Source organism: Labrys monachus, assembly GCF_030814655.1.
Lineage (GTDB): Bacteria > Pseudomonadota > Alphaproteobacteria > Rhizobiales > Labraceae > Labrys > Labrys monacha.
Map to the genome: position 1 here is coordinate 4,674,204 of NZ_JAUSVK010000001.1, position 14,200 is coordinate 4,688,403.

Here is a 14,200-nt window from a genome sequence, read left to right on the forward strand (position 1 = left end):
AGACTTCAACCAGAGGGACATCATGAAGACGCGACGCAATGCCATCCTCAGCGTCCTGGCCGCCGGAATCGCCACCGCGATCCTTCCGGCCCTCGCCTCGGCCCAGGATTTTCCCAAGCCCAAGCAGCCGCTGGTCATCAGCGTGATCGACGTCGCCGGCGACCTCCAGCTCAGCCAGCCGGCGCTCGACAAATTCGCCGAGACCCATCCGGACCTGGTCTCGAAATTCGTCTACACCCAGGCGACGGCGCCCGAACTCGCCGGCAAGCTCCAGGCCCAGCAGGCGGCGGGGCGGGTCGACATCGACTTCGTGCTGACCGGCAACGACGCGCTCGCCGCCGGCATGGAGCAGGGCCTGTGGACCGAGATCCTGCCCAAATATGCCGACAAATTTCCCGACCTCGAAAAACTCTATCTGCCCGGCGCCTACGCCATGCAGAAGATGGCCCGCGGCCAGGCTTTCGTCGACGACTGGTATCCTTCCGGCCCGCTCCTCGAATATGCGCCTGACCGGGTGAAGGACCTGCCCGACACCGCCGAGAAGCTGCTCGCTTGGTGCAAGGCCAATCCGGGCAAGTTCATGTATGCGCGGCCGGCGAATTCCGGGCCGGGCCGCACCTTCGTCATGGGCCTGCCCTATCTCCTCGGCGACAAGGACCCGATGGATCCCGTCCATGGCTGGGACAAGACCTGGGCCTATCTCAAGGACCTCGACGGCTGCATCGAATATTATCCGGCCGGCACGACGGCGACCATGAAGGAGCTCGGCGAAGGCACGCGCGACATCATCGCCACCACCACCGGGTGGGACGTCAATCCGCGCTATCTCGGCATCGTGCCCGAAGAGTACAAGGTCGGCACGCTGAAGGGCTTCCACTGGGTGGGCGACGCCAACTATGTCGCGATTCCCAAGGGCGTCTCCGACGAGAAGATGGGCGTCCTGCTGCAGTTGATCGCCTATATGCTGAAGCCTGAGCAGCAGGCCTTCATGTATGATCACGGCTATATGTATCCGGGCCCCGCGATCAACGGCGTGACCATCGACATGGCGCCCCAGGAGAGCCAGGATACCTTCAAGCGCTTCGGGCGGCCGGAATATACCGCCATGATCGCCGACAATCCGGTCGAGCCTCCGCTTGACGCCAAGCCGCTGGTCGCGATGTTCGACAAATGGGACCGCGAGATCGGCGGCGCCAAGCTGAAGAAGTGACGCCGGGAGGGGTGGCCTTCTTGCCATCCGGGCCGCGCAGCGGTTCCATGTCGATCGGTAATCGACACTCCGGGCACGCCGTGGAGGGGGCGATCACCGATCGCCCTCTTCCCTTCCGGGCCGCACGGCGGTTCCATGTCGATCGGTGATCGACACTCCGGACACGCCTGGAGGGGCGATCACCGATCGCCCTCTTCCCTTCCGGGATGCGCGGCGTTTCCATGTCGATCGGCGATCGACACTCCAAGATCCATCCGAGCCGGGAATTTCGATGCCATCAGCCTCGTCGCGTTTCAATACTCTGACGCTCGAGGGCGTCGGGCGCAGCTTCGGCACGCTCAACGCCCTGCATGGCGTCGACCTCACGATCAGGCGCGGCGAATTCGTCGCTTTGCTCGGCCCTTCCGGCTGCGGCAAGTCGACGACGCTGAACTGCATCGCCGGCCTGCTCGCCATCAGCGGCGGCCGCATCCTGCTCGACGGCAAGCGCATCGACACGCTGCGCCCGGAAGAGCGCGGCTTCGGCATGGTGTTCCAGAACTATGCGCTGTTCCCGCATCTGACGGTGCGCCAGAATATCGGCTTCGGCCTGAAGATGCGCGGCGTCGCCCGGGCCGAGACCGCCCGCCGCGTCGACGAGGCCATCCGCCTGGTGCGGCTGCAGGGCCAGGAAGCCAAGCTCCCCGGCCAGCTTTCGGGCGGCCAGCAGCAGCGTGTCGCCATCGCGCGGGCGGTGGTGATCGAGCCGCCGCTGGTGCTGATGGACGAGCCGCTCTCCAACCTCGACGCCAAGCTCCGGCTGGAGATGCGCGCCGAGATCCGCCGCATCCACAACGAGTTCGGCGGCACGACCATCTACGTCACCCACGACCAGGACGAGGCGCTGTCGCTGGCCGACCGCATCGTCGTGCTGAAGGACGGCACGATCCGGCAGGTCGGCACCCCGCACGAGCTCTATGAGAGCCCGGCCGACCGCGACGTCGCCGAATTCATGGGCTTCCGCAACCAGCTTTCCGGCACGTGCCTGGCGCGGGAGGGCAAGCGCGCGCGGCTCGGGGCGGGCGACGCCGTGGTGGAGGGCATCGCCCGCGGCGCGCTGGCGGAAGGCGCCGCCGCGGTGGCCGTCTTCCGGCCGGACGACATCGCGGTCCGGACCGACGGCGCTCCCGGCCTCGCGGCGACGGTGGAGGCGATCGAATATCGCGGCCGCGAATATGTCGGCACGGCACGGATGGCCGACGGCCTGTCGCTGATCTTCCGCTCGGAAGGGCCGGTGGGCATCGGCGAGCGCGTCGGCCTCGTTCCCGATCCGGCGCGCGTCCTGATCTTTCCGGCAAAGTGAGGCGCAGATGGCTTTGCCTTCGAACACCCCGCCAGGCCTGCGCCAGCAGCTGGCGCTGCGCGGTCTCGACGGCGTCACGCTGCTCGTGCTGCCGGCGCTCCTCCTCATCGTGCTGCTCTTCGTCTATCCCTTCGCCTATGGCCTCGTCCTTTCCTTCCAGCCCAAGGAAGGCGGATGGCTGGCCAATTACAGCGCCTTCTTCTCCGATCCCTATCTCTACGATACCATCGGCGCGACGCTGAACATCGCGGTCCCCGTCACGCTGGTCAGCCTCGTCATCGCCTTGCCGGTGGCGTTCCGCGTCCGCCTGATGCGGCGCCAGCGCCTGCTGACGACGATCCTGGTCATCCCGGTGACGCTCGGCACGGTGCTCGTCGCCGAAGGGCTCCTCAACTATCTCGGGCCGCAGGGCTGGTTCAACCGCACCTTGCTCTGGCTCGGCGTCATCGGCCATCCTGTCCGGCTGCTGCACAATTACTGGGGCGTGTTCGCCTCGTTGCTGATCACCGGCTTTCCCTTCACCTTCCTGCTGACGCTCTCCTACGTCTCCGGCATCGATCCGGCGCTCGAACAGGCGGCGGCGACGCTGGGCGCGGATGCGCGGCGGCGCTTCCTGCATGTGTTCCTGCCGCTGCTGGTGCCGGGCCTCGCCATCAATTTCTGCCTGTCCTTCGTGCAGAACTTCTCGGTGTTTCCCTCCGCCGTGCTGCTCGGCGCCCCGGCCGGGGAAACGCGCGTCATCTCGATCGCCGCCTATCAGGCCGCCTTCGAGCGTTTCGACTATTCGATGGGATCGGCCATCGCCATCATCATGGCCGTCGTCCAGCTCGCCGTGGTCGTGCTGGCCCTCGCCGGGCGGCGGCTGTTCTATCGCGGCTCCGCCAGCGGCGGGAAAGGATGAGCGCATGATACGCGACACGACGATCGGCGCGAAGCTGTGGGCCACCGCCGTCTGGGTCTTCACGGGCTTCTTCGTCCTCAACATCGCGGCGATGATGGCGACCGTCGTCACCAGCTCCTTCTCGACGCGGTGGCTGCGCGCCTGGCTGCCGGAGGCCTTCACCACACGCTGGTATGTTTCGGCCTGGCACGAATTCCAGCTGGGCGACCTGCTCACGGTGACGTTCCAGATCGTCTTCACCGTGGTGGCGCTGTCGGGGCTGCTCGGCGTGCCGGCGGCCTACGCCCTGGCGCGGCGGAATTTTCCGGCCAAGCGGCTGGTGCTGCTGGTCTTCCTCCTGCCGCTCCTGGTGCCGCCGATGACGTTCGGCATCCCGCTCGCCACCGTGCTCTACCAGAGCGGCCTCGGCGGCACCTTCTGGGGCGTGGTGCTCGCCAATCTCGTGCCGTCCGTACCCTTCGTCGTGGTGGTGATGATCCCGTTCATCGAGCAGATCGACCCCAAGGTCGAATCCGCCGCCCGCGTGTTCGGCGCCAACACGTTCCAGCTCTTCCGCCATGTGCTGGTGCCGATGCTGATGCCGGCGGTGCTGGCGGCCCTGCTGCTCGTCCTGGTCAGGACCATCGCGATGTTCGAACTCACCTTCCTCACGGCGGGCCCGACCAGCCAGACCCTGGTGGTCGCGCTCTACTATTCGGTGTTCGCGGCCGGCGTGCGGGCCGTGCAGTCGATCGACGCCATGGCGGTGATCTACACGGCGACCACGCTGGTCTGGCTGCTGATCGCGCTGCGCTTCGTCAACCCGACGCAGATCGTCGGGCGCAGCTCACGATAATCGGAGCGCGGACATCCTGGCCGCTCTTTCTCAGGTGTCGCGCCCGATGGAAAGAAGAGCGCATGGAAGGGCGATCACCAGATCGCCCTTCTTGGCAACACCGAGCTTGCAGGAAAGGAAAAGGTCGATCGGTGATCGCCCCTCCAATCGCGCCCTCGCCTATCCCGCCAGGCGCCGGTCGTGCTCGATCACGGCGTTGAGCAAGACCTGCGCGCCGGCGGCGCACTCGTCGAAGCTGGTCGATTCCGCCTCGTTGTGGCTGAGGCCGCCCTCGCAGGGCACGAAGATCATCGTGGTCGGGGCGACGCGGGCGATATAGGCGGCGTCATGGCCGGCGCCGGACACCATCTCGCGCATGGCGTAGCCCGCCGTCTCTGCGCCGTGCCGGACGCAGGCGATCAGTTCGGGGGCGAATTTCACCGCCGGCGAGTTCCAGATCAGCTTCTCCTCATAGGCGAGCTTCATCGGGGGCAGCGTCACCTCCAAGGCGGCGCGGAATTCTTTCTCCATCGCGTCGAGCGCCTGTTCGTCGGGGTGGCGCAGGTCGATGGTGAAGAACACCTCGCCCGGCACGACGTTGCGGCTGTTAGGCTTGTTCTCGATCAGGCCCACGGTGGCGACGCCCGGCTGGTGCCTGTGGCCGATGGCGTCGACCGCCTCGATGATGCGGGCCGCGCCCACCAGCGCATTCTTGCGCAGATACATCGGCGTGGCGCCCGTGTGGGCATCCTGCCCGGTCACCGTCACCTCGTACCAGCGCATGCCCTGCACGCCGGTGACGACGCCGATCATCTTCTTCTCGTCCTCGAGGATCGGCCCCTGCTCGATATGGAGCTCGAACATCGCCCCGAATTTGTGGGCCCCGACCTTCTCCTCGCCGCGATAGCCGATGCGCTCCAGCTCCTCGCCGAAGCTCTTGCCATCACGGTCGGTGCGCTCATTGGCGTATTGCGCCGTGAAGGCGCCGGCGAAGACCCCGGAAGCGAGCATGGCGGGGGCGAAACGCGAGCCTTCCTCGTTGGTCCAGTTGACGATCTCGACCGGCGCATTGGTCTCGTAGCCCTGCTCGTGCAGGGTGCGCATCGCCTCCAGGGCGCCGAGCACGCCGAGCACGCCGTCGAACTTGCCGCCGGTCGGCTGGGTGTCGAGATGCGATCCCATGGCGATCGGCGGCAGGCCGTTGTCGCGGCCCGGGCGGCGGGCGAACATGTTGCCGATCTCGTCGATGCTCACCGTGCAGCCGATGGCCTCGCACTGCGCCTTGAACCAGTCGCGGACTTGCTTGTCCTCGTCCGACAGGGTCAGGCGCCGGATGCCGCCCTTGGCGGTACCGCCGAACTTGGCGGTCTCCATCAGGCTGTCCCACAGGCGCTGCGGATTGATGTTGAGATTGGTGAGCATGATGCTGATTCCAAAAATAAATGCTGGCTGGCGTGGCCGCCCGTTTCCCGCCTTGCACGATGCCGACCGGAGCGGCTGTCGCTGAGTCATGTCGGATCGATGGAACGCCTTCTCCCAGTCGGGAGAAGGTCCCGGCAGGGGGATGAGGGCCTCAACTTCGACAGAGGGAACGCGCTGGCACTCCCGGGCTGGTCGAGCGTTAGCCCCTCATCCGCCCCTATCGGGGCACCTTCTCCCAACCGGGAGAAGGATCGTCGCGTCATTTCCGTCGAGCCCGGCGTCCACCATCAAAGCCGACAGAAGCCTCACGGACGTTTTACAGCTTCTTGGCGGCGTCCGTGACGGCGGAGGTCCAGGCGCCGACCGGGGGCTTGGTGATGACCGGGCTGTCGCCGCCGCTGGAGAGCAGCGTCTTCACCGTATTGTCGGCCGCCGCGGTGTCGAGCGTGCCGTCGGAGCCTTCGGTCAGCTTGTTGACGTCGGCCACCATGTGGATCTGGTGCTGCTCGGTCTGGGCACCCGAGGCATCGTTGTCCAGCACGATCTTCACGGCCTCGTCCGGATGCGCCCGCGTATAGTCCCAGCCCTTCATCGAGGCCTTGACGAACTTGGCCATCGTCTCGACGAATTTCGGATCCTTCAGCTTGCCTTCAAGGACATAGAGACCGTCCTCGAGGGTGGCGACGCCCTGGTCGGTATAGTTGAAGACGGTGAGGTCCTCGGGCTTCACGCCGGCCTCGATCACCTGCCAATATTCGTTGTAGGTCATGGTCGAGATGCAGTCGGCCTGCTTCTGCAGCAGCGGATCGACGTTGAAGCCCTGCTTGATCACCTTGATGCCGTCCGGAGAGCCATCCGTCTTCAGGCCGAGCTTGGCCATCCAGGCGAGGAAGGGATATTCGTTGCCGTAGAACCAGACGCCCAGCGTCTTGCCCTTGAAGTCGGCCGGGGACTTGATGCCGGATTCGTTGCGGCAGGTGAGTTCCAGGCCGGAGCGCTTGAAGGGCTGGGCGATGTTGACCAGCGGGACGCCCTTCTCGCGCGCCGCGAGCGCCGCCGGCATCCAGTCGACGATGACGTCGGCGCGGCCGTTGGCGATCACCTGCTCGGGCGCGATGTCGGGGCCGCCGGGCGCCACCGTGACGTCGAGGCCGGCATCCTTGTAGAAGCCCTTGTCCTTGGCGACGTAATAGCCGGCGAACTGGCCGTCGGCGACCCATTTGAGCTGGATCGTCACCTTGTCCGCGGCGTGTGCCGCGACGAGGCCGAGGCCGATCGCGAAAGCGACGCCCGCCAAAAGTGCCTTCTTCATGTCGTCCACTCCTCTGTTGCCCTTCATCCGCCGTCACGCGCGCCGGTAAGAGGGATGCCAAAACGTCACGGCCCGCTCGACGAGCGCGATGATGCCGTAGAACAGCGAACCCGCCACCATCGCCACGGCGATCTCCGCCCAGACGATGCCGCTGTCGGAAAGCGCCGCGCGGGTGTTGATTCGAAAGCCCATGCCCATGGTCGGGCCGTCGAAATATTCGGCGACGATCGCACCGATCATCGCAAGGGTCGAGTTGATCTTCAGGCCGTTGAAGATGAAGGGCATCGCCGCGGGCAGCCGCAGGCGCACCAGGGTCGGCCAGTAGGTCGCGCCATAGGAGCGCATCAGGTCGCGCTCCAGGCTGCCGGTGGCGGCGAGCCCGGCCACCGTGTTGACCAGCATGGGAAAGAAGGTCATGGCGATGACGACGGCGGTCTTGGACGGCCACTCATAGCTGAACCACCAGATCATGACCGGCGCGATGCCGACGATCGGCAGCGCCGAGACGATGTTGCCGAGCGGCAGCAGACCCCGGCGCAGGAAGGGGATGCGGTCGGCGACGAGCGCGACGGCAAAGCCCGCGCCGGAGCCGACGAGCCAGCCGAGCAGCACCTCGCGCAGGAAGGTCCACACGAAGTCCTGCACCAGCGTCTGCGCATAATAGCCGACGGCCGCGCCGATGGCGGAGGGGGCCAGCAGGTTGATGGGCTGGATGCCGAAGCCGGCGACGATCCACTCCCACAGCGCCAGCAGAGTGGCGCCGAAGAGCACGGCAGGCGCGAGATCGTGCCAGCGCGACGCGCCAGCCTTCTCGCCGTCGGCGATGCCGTCGACCGCCATCCAGGACGCCAGCCACAGGCCGACGGCCTTCAGCCAGAAGCCCCATGAGGCGCCGCCCGCCACGTCGGGCCGATGGACGATCGCCGTCAGCGCCGCCGCGGAGGCGACGAGGAGCACCAGCGCGGCGGCGAAGCTGGCACCGCCGGGGCGACGCCGGCCGCCGACGAGGAGGAAAACGAGGGCCGCGGCATAGAGGACCGCCTGCGGCGCGAAGCCGGGCGCGGCGGCATCCGCGAGCGGGAAGAAGGCGCTGAGGAGGATGAGAACGCCGGACAGCAGCCATCCGCGCGACTGGAACGCCGTCATCGGCCGCCTCCCGCCACGCCCATGGAGGCAAGCACGCGCCGCTCGGCTAGGGCGATCAGGCTGATTAGGCCGGCCGACAGCAGCGCGGCGGTGAACAGCGCCGCCCACAGCACGAGCCGCAGATTGTTGTACTGGTAGCCGGCGAGGAGGCGCGAGCCGAGCCCGCCCTGGGCGCCGGTCGGCATTTCCGCCACGATGGCGCCGACGATGCAGCCGGCGATGGCGATCTTCAGGCTGGCGAAGAGATAGGGTGTCGCCGCCGGCCAGCGCAGTTTCCAGAAGGTCTGCGCCTTCGAGGCGTCGTAGGTGCGCATCAGGTCGAGTTGCATCGGGTCCGGCGAGGTCAGCCCCTTGACCATGCCGACCGTCACCGGGAAGAAGCACAGATAGGTCGCGATCAGCGCCTTGGGCACGATGATCGGCAAGTCGAGCTGGCCGAGCACCGCATTGAGCAGGGGCACCAGCGCGAGGATCGGGATGGTCTGCGAGATGATGACCCAGGGCATCAGGCTCTTGCGCATCGAGCGGTAATGCACGATCAGCACCGCGAGGATGATACCCAGCACCGCGCCGAGGACGAAGCCCGACAGAGCCGAGGAGAGCGTGATCATGGAATGGTAGACGAGGCTGCGCCGTCCGAAGGGGGGCTCGAAAAAGAGGCCCTGCACCATCGCCGCCACGATCTGGTGCGGCGCGGCGATCTTGCCGTCCGGAAGGTTGATCGCGGCGACGAACTGCTCGGCGAGCGTCCGGCTCGCCGCGTCGGGCATGGCGCGCTGCAGCGCGTCCCAGTTCATCGGCAGGCAGGCGAGATACCAGGCGGCGACGATCGCCAGCACGACGACGGCGACCGGCCCCGCCTGCCCCCGCATCAGCCGGCCCCGGGGCGAGCGCCCCGCCGGCAGCGCCAGCGCCTCAGTCGTCATAGGAGTGCCCCGCCCTGAGGCCGTCGCGCACACGATGGGCGACGGCGAGGAACTCGGGCGTCTCGCGGATGTCGAGCGTCCGGTCACGCGGGAAATTGCAGTCGATGATGTCGATGATGCGCCCCGGCCGCGGCGACATCACCACGATGCGGGTAGACAGATAGACCGCCTCGGGGATCGAATGGGTGACGAAGACGACCGTCTTGCGCGTCGTGCGCCACAGATGCAGCAGTTGGTCATTGAGCTTGTCGCGCACGATCTCGTCGAGCGCGCCGAAGGGCTCGTCCATCAGCATCAGCTTGGGGTCGAAGGACAGCGCCCGGGCGATCGAGGCGCGCTGCTGCATGCCCCCCGACAATTGCCAGGGAAACTTCTTCTCGAAGCCCTTGAGGTTGACGAGTTCGAGGTTGCGCGCCGCGCGTTCCTTCCGTTCGGCCGCGGAAAAGCCCATCACCTCCAGCGGCAGCATCACGTTGCGCTCGATCGTGCGCCAGGGATAGAGCGCGGGCGCCTGGAAGACATAGCCATATTGCCGGCCGAGGCGGGCCTGCTCCGGACTGAGGCCGTTGACCCGGATCGAGCCCGAAGTCTGCCGCTCGAGGTCGGCGATCACGCGCAGAAGCGTGGTCTTGCCGCAGCCGGAAGGGCCGATGAAGGAGACGAAGTCGCCCTCGTCGACGGTGAGGTCGACCTTGGAGAGCGCGTAGACCGGGCCGTCGCCGGTGTTGAAGGTGAGGGACAGGTCCTCGACCGAGATCACGGGCTGGCCGGCCGGTGACGATCCCTGTCTCCCGCTCGCATTCCGCTCCACGCCCTCAACCTGCATGCCCGCCTTATCCCTGGATCGTCGCCATCGGACCGTCCGGACCACAGCAATGATCGTGCCATGTCGGGCCCGCGGCCTCCACCCGCCGATCTTGCGCCGGACGGGCTGTCATACCCTCGTTAGACCATTTTCAAAGCGGCGATAAGTCACCGTCCGGCATGAAATGCAAAGGGACCGCCTCGCGGCGAGACAGCTTTCGAAAGCCACCCCTCCTTGGGTGCCCGCAACAATATTGACCGTATGGACAAATTTTAGGCAACCATTTTTCGTCGAGATGCGTCCGTCGATATGCCGGTCCGTGACCGCGCCGTGGGGCTGCAACGTATCCGGCATCGCTTCGCCGATGCAAAAGGAGCGAATGGCGCTCTGGAGGCATCAAGTTTGCGGGAAATGGCGCGATTTTCCTTCTCCCGGGTCGGGAGAAGGTGGCGCGGAGCGCCGGATGAGGGTCTGAACTTTGACAATTCAAGCACGACTGTCGAGCTATCTCTGTCGAAGCTCAGACCCTCATCCCCCTGCCGGGACCTTCTCCCGACTCGGGAGAAGGCAGCTTATCCGGCCAGGAAAAGCGAACAGAATGTCCGCACCAGCCAAAGAAGCTTCCTAGTTCGTGCTGGGGAAGTTGAGGTTGACGCCCGAGCGGATGCCGGTCGGCCAGCGCGAGGTTACCGTCTTCAGCCGCGTGTAGAAGCGCACGCCCTCCATGCCGTAGATCGAATGGTCGCCGAACAGCGACCGCTTCCAGCCGCCGAAGGAATGATAGGCGACCGGCACCGGCAGGGGCACGTTGATGCCGACCATGCCGACCTCGATCGAATCGGCGAAGGCGCGGGCGGCGTCGCCGTCGCGGGTGAAGATCGCCGTGCCGTTGCCATATTCGTGCTCGTTGATCATCTTGGTGGCGTGGCCGTAATCCCTGGCGCGCACCACCGAGAGCACCGGCCCGAAGATCTCCTCCTTGTAGATCGACATGTCCTCGGTGACGCGGTCGAACAGCGTCGGCCCGACGAAATAGCCGTTCTCATAGCCCTGCAGGCTGAGGCCGCGGCCGTCGACGACCAGGTCGGCGCCTTCCTTCACGCCGGCGTCGATATAGCCGAGCACCTTCTCCTTGTGCTGCCGGGTGACGAGCGGCCCCATCTCGGCCTGGGCGTCGGTGGCGGGGCCGACCTTGAGCTTCTGGATCCGCGGCAGCAGCAGGTCGACCAGGGCGTCGGCGGTCTTGTCGCCGATCGGGACGGCGACGGAGATCGCCATGCAGCGCTCACCCGCCGAGCCGTAGCCGGCCGAGACGAGGGCGTCCGCCGCCTGCTCCATGTCGGCGTCCGGCATCACCACCATATGGTTCTTGGCGCCGCCGAGCGCCTGGCAGCGCTTGCCGTTCGCCGCAGCGGTCGCATAGATGTACTGGGCGATCGGCGTCGAGCCGACGAAGCTCACCGCCTTGACGTCGGGATGGTGGAGCAGCGCGTCGACCGCGACCTTGTCGCCGTTGACGACGTTGAGTACGCCCTCGGGCAGGCCGGCCTGCAGCAGGAAGCCGGCGACCAGCATCGCCGCGGACGGGTCGCGCTCGGAGGGCTTCAGCACGAAGGTGTTGCCGCAGGCGATCGCCACCGGATACATCCACAGCGGCACCATGGCCGGGAAGTTGAACGGCGTGATGCCGGCGACGACGCCGAGCGCCTGGCGGTCATTATAGGTGTCGATGGCCGGGCCGACATTGCGGCTGAACTCGCCGGCGAGCAGGTGCGGGATGCCGCAGGCGAATTCGACCACCTCGATGCCGCGCTGCACTTCGCCGAGCGCGTCCGAATGGGTCTTGCCGTGCTCGCTCGAAATCGCCGCGGCGACAGCGTCGGCATTGGCTTCGAGCAGTTCCTTGAACTTGAACATGAAGCGGGCGCGCTTCAGCGGCGCCATGGTCGACCAGGCCGGGAAGGCCTTCTTGGCCGCCTGCACGGCGAGGTCGACGTCGGCGACGGAGGACAGGCCGAGTTCCGCGCTCTGCTCGCCGGTTGCCGGGTTGAAGACGGGCGCGAAGCGCCCGCTGGTGGGGTCGACGGACTTGCCGCCGACCAGGTTGCCGATACGTGACATGGTTTCCTCTGCGTTCCCGACGTCTTCTGTCAATCGAGCGTCTTCAGCACATCCGTCAGGATGCCGGCCAGTTCGTCGATCTGGGCCTTCGAGACGATGAGCGGCGGCGACAGCGCGATGATATCACCGGTGGTGCGGATCAGCAGGCCCTTTTCATAGGCGTTCAGGAAGGCCGTGAAGGCCCGCTTCGTCGGCTGGCCGGCGATCGACTCGAGCTCGATCGCACCGATCAGGCCGAGATTGCGGGTGTCGATGACATGCGGCAGGCCCTTGAAGGAATGCACCGCATCCGCCCAATAGGCGGCGAGGTCGGCGGCGCGGGTGAGCAGGCCTTCCTCGTGATAGGTGTCGAGCGTGCCGAGCGCCGCGGCGCAGGCGACCGGATTGGCCGAATAGGTATAGCCGTGGAAGAACTCGATGAGATGCTCCGGGCCCTGCATGAAGGCGTCGTAGATCTCCTTCTTGACGAACACCGCGCCCATCGGGATGACGCCCGAGGTGATGCCCTTGGCGACGGTCATCAAATCGGGCGTGACGCCGAAATAGTCGGCGGCGAACGGCGTGCCCAGGCGGCCGAAGCCGGTGATCACCTCGTCGAAGATCAGCAGGATGCCGTATTTGTCGCAGATGGCGCGGATGCGCTCCAGATAGCCCTTGGGCGGGATCAGCACGCCGGTCGATCCGGCGACCGGCTCGACGATGACGGCGGCGATGGTGGAGGCGTCGTGCAGCTGGATCACGCGCTCCAGGTCCTCGGCATATTCGGCGCCGAATTCGGGCTGCTCGCGCGAGAAGGCGTTGCGGCTGAGGTCGTGCGTATGGCGGATGTGGTCGACGCCGGTCAGCATGGTGCCGAACATCTTGCGGTTGGCGACGATGCCGCCGACGGAGATGCCGCCGAAGCCGACGCCGTGATAGCCGCGCTCGCGGCCGATCAGGCGGAAGCGCGATCCCTCGCCGCGCACGCGGTGATAGGCCAGCGCCGTCTTGAGGGCGGTGTCGACCGCCTCGGAGCCCGAATTGGTGAAGAAGACATGGTCCATGCCCTGGGGCGTCAGTTGCACAAGGCGCGAGGCGAGCTCGAAGGCCTTGGGATGGCCCATCTGGAAGGCCGGCGCATAGTCGAGTTCGGCGACCTGGCTCTGGATGGCTTCCACGATCTTCGGCCGCGAATGGCCGGCATTGCAGCACCACAGGCCCGCGGTGCCGTCGAGCACCTGCCTGCCGTCGGAGGTGGTGTAATGCATGTCCTTGGCCGCGACGAACATGCGCGGATTGGACTTGAACTGCCGGTTCGCCGTGTACGGCATCCAGAAGGCTTCGAGGTTGTTGGGCACGCGCGTCGGGGCATTCATGTGTCGTCCTCCGGGATCTGCCGCGCCCCGTCCCCTGACGGGAGCCCGGCTCCTCGAGCTGCTCCAGCTCTGTCTCGAATCGGCATGCCGCGCCATATCCTCGCGGCGGCGCGACGGTCTGCGGCGCGGCCTTCGCCGCGGCCAGCCTGTACCCCTACTTCTAGCCCTCTCCGCCGCCTGAAAACAGACGTTTTCTTCCCGAGCGGCACCCGCTTGAATGTAAAACGGAATTGCCAATTCCGTTCAGGATATTAAACAGTCTAAACAGCCTCCGCCGGAAAGCCGTCCATGCAGAACGTCGATGTCGGGTCCCTGCTGCGCCGCGTGCGCGAAGCGCGCGGCCTGTCGCAGCGCCAGCTCGCCAAGCTGGCCGGCATCTCCAACGCGACGATCTCCCTGATGGAATCCAATGCGGTGAACCCCTCGGTCGGCGCGCTCAAGCGCGTGCTGGACGCCGTGCCGATTGGCCTCGCCGAATTCTTCGCGCTCGAAGCCAATCCGGGGCGGAAGGTGTTCTATCGCAGCGACGAGTTGATGGAGATCGGGCGCGGTCGCGTCTCCTACCGCCAGGTCGGCTCGGATCTCAGGGGACGCGCGCTGCAAATGCTGGCCGAGCGCTACGCGCCGGGCGCGGATTCGGGCAAGGTCCTGCTCCACCACCAGGGCGAGGAATGCGGCATCGTCCTGCGCGGCGAACTGGAGGTCACTGTCGGCGAGGACAAGACGGTCCTGCGCCCCGGCGACGCCTATTACTTCGACAGCCGCGAGCCGCACCGCTTCCGCAATATCGGCGAGGAGCCCTGCGAACTGGTTACGGCTTGCACGCCGCCTTCTTTCTGAGCATGT

General features: G+C 66.5%; 12 protein-coding genes. 5 read left to right on the top strand and 7 right to left on the bottom strand.

The window, feature by feature from the left end:
* The first annotated feature begins 22 nt into the window (after positions 1 to 22).
* From J3R73_RS21375 to J3R73_RS21390, 4 genes are all read left to right on the top strand, one after another.
* Positions 23 to 1,210 (top strand): extracellular solute-binding protein, encoded by a 1,188-nt coding sequence (locus J3R73_RS21375; RefSeq protein WP_307431612.1) that lies wholly within the window; start codon positions 23 to 25, stop codon positions 1,208 to 1,210.
* Between the two features lie 271 nt (positions 1,211 to 1,481).
* The gene (locus J3R73_RS21380; RefSeq protein ID WP_307431615.1) at positions 1,482 to 2,552 is read left to right on the top strand and encodes an ABC transporter ATP-binding protein; all 1,071 of its coding nucleotides are present in this window, start codon (positions 1,482 to 1,484) and stop codon (positions 2,550 to 2,552) included.
* Between the two features lie 7 nt (positions 2,553 to 2,559).
* Positions 2,560 to 3,453, top strand: a complete 894-nt coding sequence (locus J3R73_RS21385) for an ABC transporter permease (protein ID WP_307431618.1) — start codon at positions 2,560 to 2,562, stop codon at positions 3,451 to 3,453.
* Between the two features lie 4 nt (positions 3,454 to 3,457).
* Positions 3,458 to 4,288: an ABC transporter permease gene (locus tag J3R73_RS21390; RefSeq protein ID WP_307431620.1), complete on the top strand. Its 831-nt coding sequence runs from the start codon at positions 3,458 to 3,460 to the stop codon at positions 4,286 to 4,288.
* 159 nt (positions 4,289 to 4,447) lie between these two features.
* Here J3R73_RS21390 and J3R73_RS21395 read toward each other — a convergent pair whose 3' ends face one another.
* From J3R73_RS21395 to aptA, 7 genes are all read right to left on the bottom strand, one after another.
* Positions 4,448 to 5,689 (bottom strand): Zn-dependent hydrolase, encoded by a 1,242-nt coding sequence (locus J3R73_RS21395; protein WP_307431623.1) that lies wholly within the window; start codon positions 5,687 to 5,689, stop codon positions 4,448 to 4,450.
* Positions 5,690 to 6,005: 316 nt separating this feature from the next.
* Complete coding sequence (locus tag J3R73_RS21400; RefSeq protein ID WP_307431626.1) at positions 6,006 to 7,001, bottom strand: ABC transporter substrate-binding protein; 996 nt, start codon at positions 6,999 to 7,001, stop codon at positions 6,006 to 6,008.
* Between the two features lie 33 nt (positions 7,002 to 7,034).
* Complete coding sequence (locus J3R73_RS21405) at positions 7,035 to 8,147, bottom strand: ABC transporter permease (protein WP_307431629.1); 1,113 nt, start codon at positions 8,145 to 8,147, stop codon at positions 7,035 to 7,037.
* Positions 8,144 to 9,073 carry an ABC transporter permease gene (locus J3R73_RS21410; RefSeq protein ID WP_307431632.1) on the bottom strand — a complete coding sequence of 310 codons (930 nt, stop codon included), beginning with the start codon at positions 9,071 to 9,073 and terminating at the stop codon, positions 8,144 to 8,146. The genes J3R73_RS21405 and J3R73_RS21410 overlap by 4 nt, the downstream gene beginning before the upstream one ends.
* Positions 9,063 to 9,899: an ABC transporter ATP-binding protein gene (locus J3R73_RS21415; protein WP_307431636.1), complete on the bottom strand. Its 837-nt coding sequence runs from the start codon at positions 9,897 to 9,899 to the stop codon at positions 9,063 to 9,065. Before J3R73_RS21415 ends, J3R73_RS21410 begins: the two co-directional genes overlap by 11 nt.
* Before the next feature lie 603 nt (positions 9,900 to 10,502).
* Positions 10,503 to 11,999 carry a CoA-acylating methylmalonate-semialdehyde dehydrogenase gene (locus J3R73_RS21420; RefSeq protein WP_307431639.1) on the bottom strand — a complete coding sequence of 499 codons (1,497 nt, stop codon included), beginning with the start codon at positions 11,997 to 11,999 and terminating at the stop codon, positions 10,503 to 10,505.
* A 29-nt stretch (positions 12,000 to 12,028) separates the two neighbouring features.
* Complete coding sequence (aptA, locus tag J3R73_RS21425) at positions 12,029 to 13,354, bottom strand: omega-aminotransferase AptA (protein ID WP_307431642.1); 1,326 nt, start codon at positions 13,352 to 13,354, stop codon at positions 12,029 to 12,031.
* Positions 13,355 to 13,642: 288 nt separating this feature from the next.
* Here aptA and J3R73_RS21430 point away from each other — a divergent pair, with 288 nt between their 5' ends.
* Positions 13,643 to 14,194 carry a cupin domain-containing protein gene (locus tag J3R73_RS21430; protein ID WP_307431645.1) on the top strand — a complete coding sequence of 184 codons (552 nt, stop codon included), beginning with the start codon at positions 13,643 to 13,645 and terminating at the stop codon, positions 14,192 to 14,194.
* Positions 14,195 to 14,200: the final 6 nt, after the last annotated feature.

Excerpts from the sequence above, each read along its gene's own strand:
- J3R73_RS21375 (WP_307431612.1), top strand. The coding sequence starts at position 23 with ATGAAGACGCGACGCAATGCCATCCTCAGCGTCCTGGCCGCCGGAATC.
- J3R73_RS21380 (WP_307431615.1), top strand. The coding sequence starts at position 1,482 with ATGCCATCAGCCTCGTCGCGTTTCAATACTCTGACGCTCGAGGGCGTC.
- J3R73_RS21385 (WP_307431618.1), top strand. The coding sequence starts at position 2,560 with ATGGCTTTGCCTTCGAACACCCCGCCAGGCCTGCGCCAGCAGCTGGCG.
- J3R73_RS21390 (WP_307431620.1), top strand. The coding sequence starts at position 3,458 with ATGATACGCGACACGACGATCGGCGCGAAGCTGTGGGCCACCGCCGTC.
- J3R73_RS21395 (WP_307431623.1), bottom strand. The coding sequence starts at position 5,689 with ATGCTCACCAATCTCAACATCAATCCGCAGCGCCTGTGGGACAGCCTG.
- J3R73_RS21400 (WP_307431626.1), bottom strand. The coding sequence starts at position 7,001 with ATGAAGAAGGCACTTTTGGCGGGCGTCGCTTTCGCGATCGGCCTCGGC.
- J3R73_RS21405 (WP_307431629.1), bottom strand. The coding sequence starts at position 8,147 with ATGACGGCGTTCCAGTCGCGCGGATGGCTGCTGTCCGGCGTTCTCATC.
- J3R73_RS21410 (WP_307431632.1), bottom strand. The coding sequence starts at position 9,073 with ATGACGACTGAGGCGCTGGCGCTGCCGGCGGGGCGCTCGCCCCGGGGC.
- J3R73_RS21415 (WP_307431636.1), bottom strand. The coding sequence starts at position 9,899 with ATGCAGGTTGAGGGCGTGGAGCGGAATGCGAGCGGGAGACAGGGATCG.
- J3R73_RS21420 (WP_307431639.1), bottom strand. The coding sequence starts at position 11,999 with ATGTCACGTATCGGCAACCTGGTCGGCGGCAAGTCCGTCGACCCCACC.
- aptA (WP_307431642.1), bottom strand. The coding sequence starts at position 13,354 with ATGAATGCCCCGACGCGCGTGCCCAACAACCTCGAAGCCTTCTGGATG.
- J3R73_RS21430 (WP_307431645.1), top strand. The coding sequence starts at position 13,643 with ATGCAGAACGTCGATGTCGGGTCCCTGCTGCGCCGCGTGCGCGAAGCG.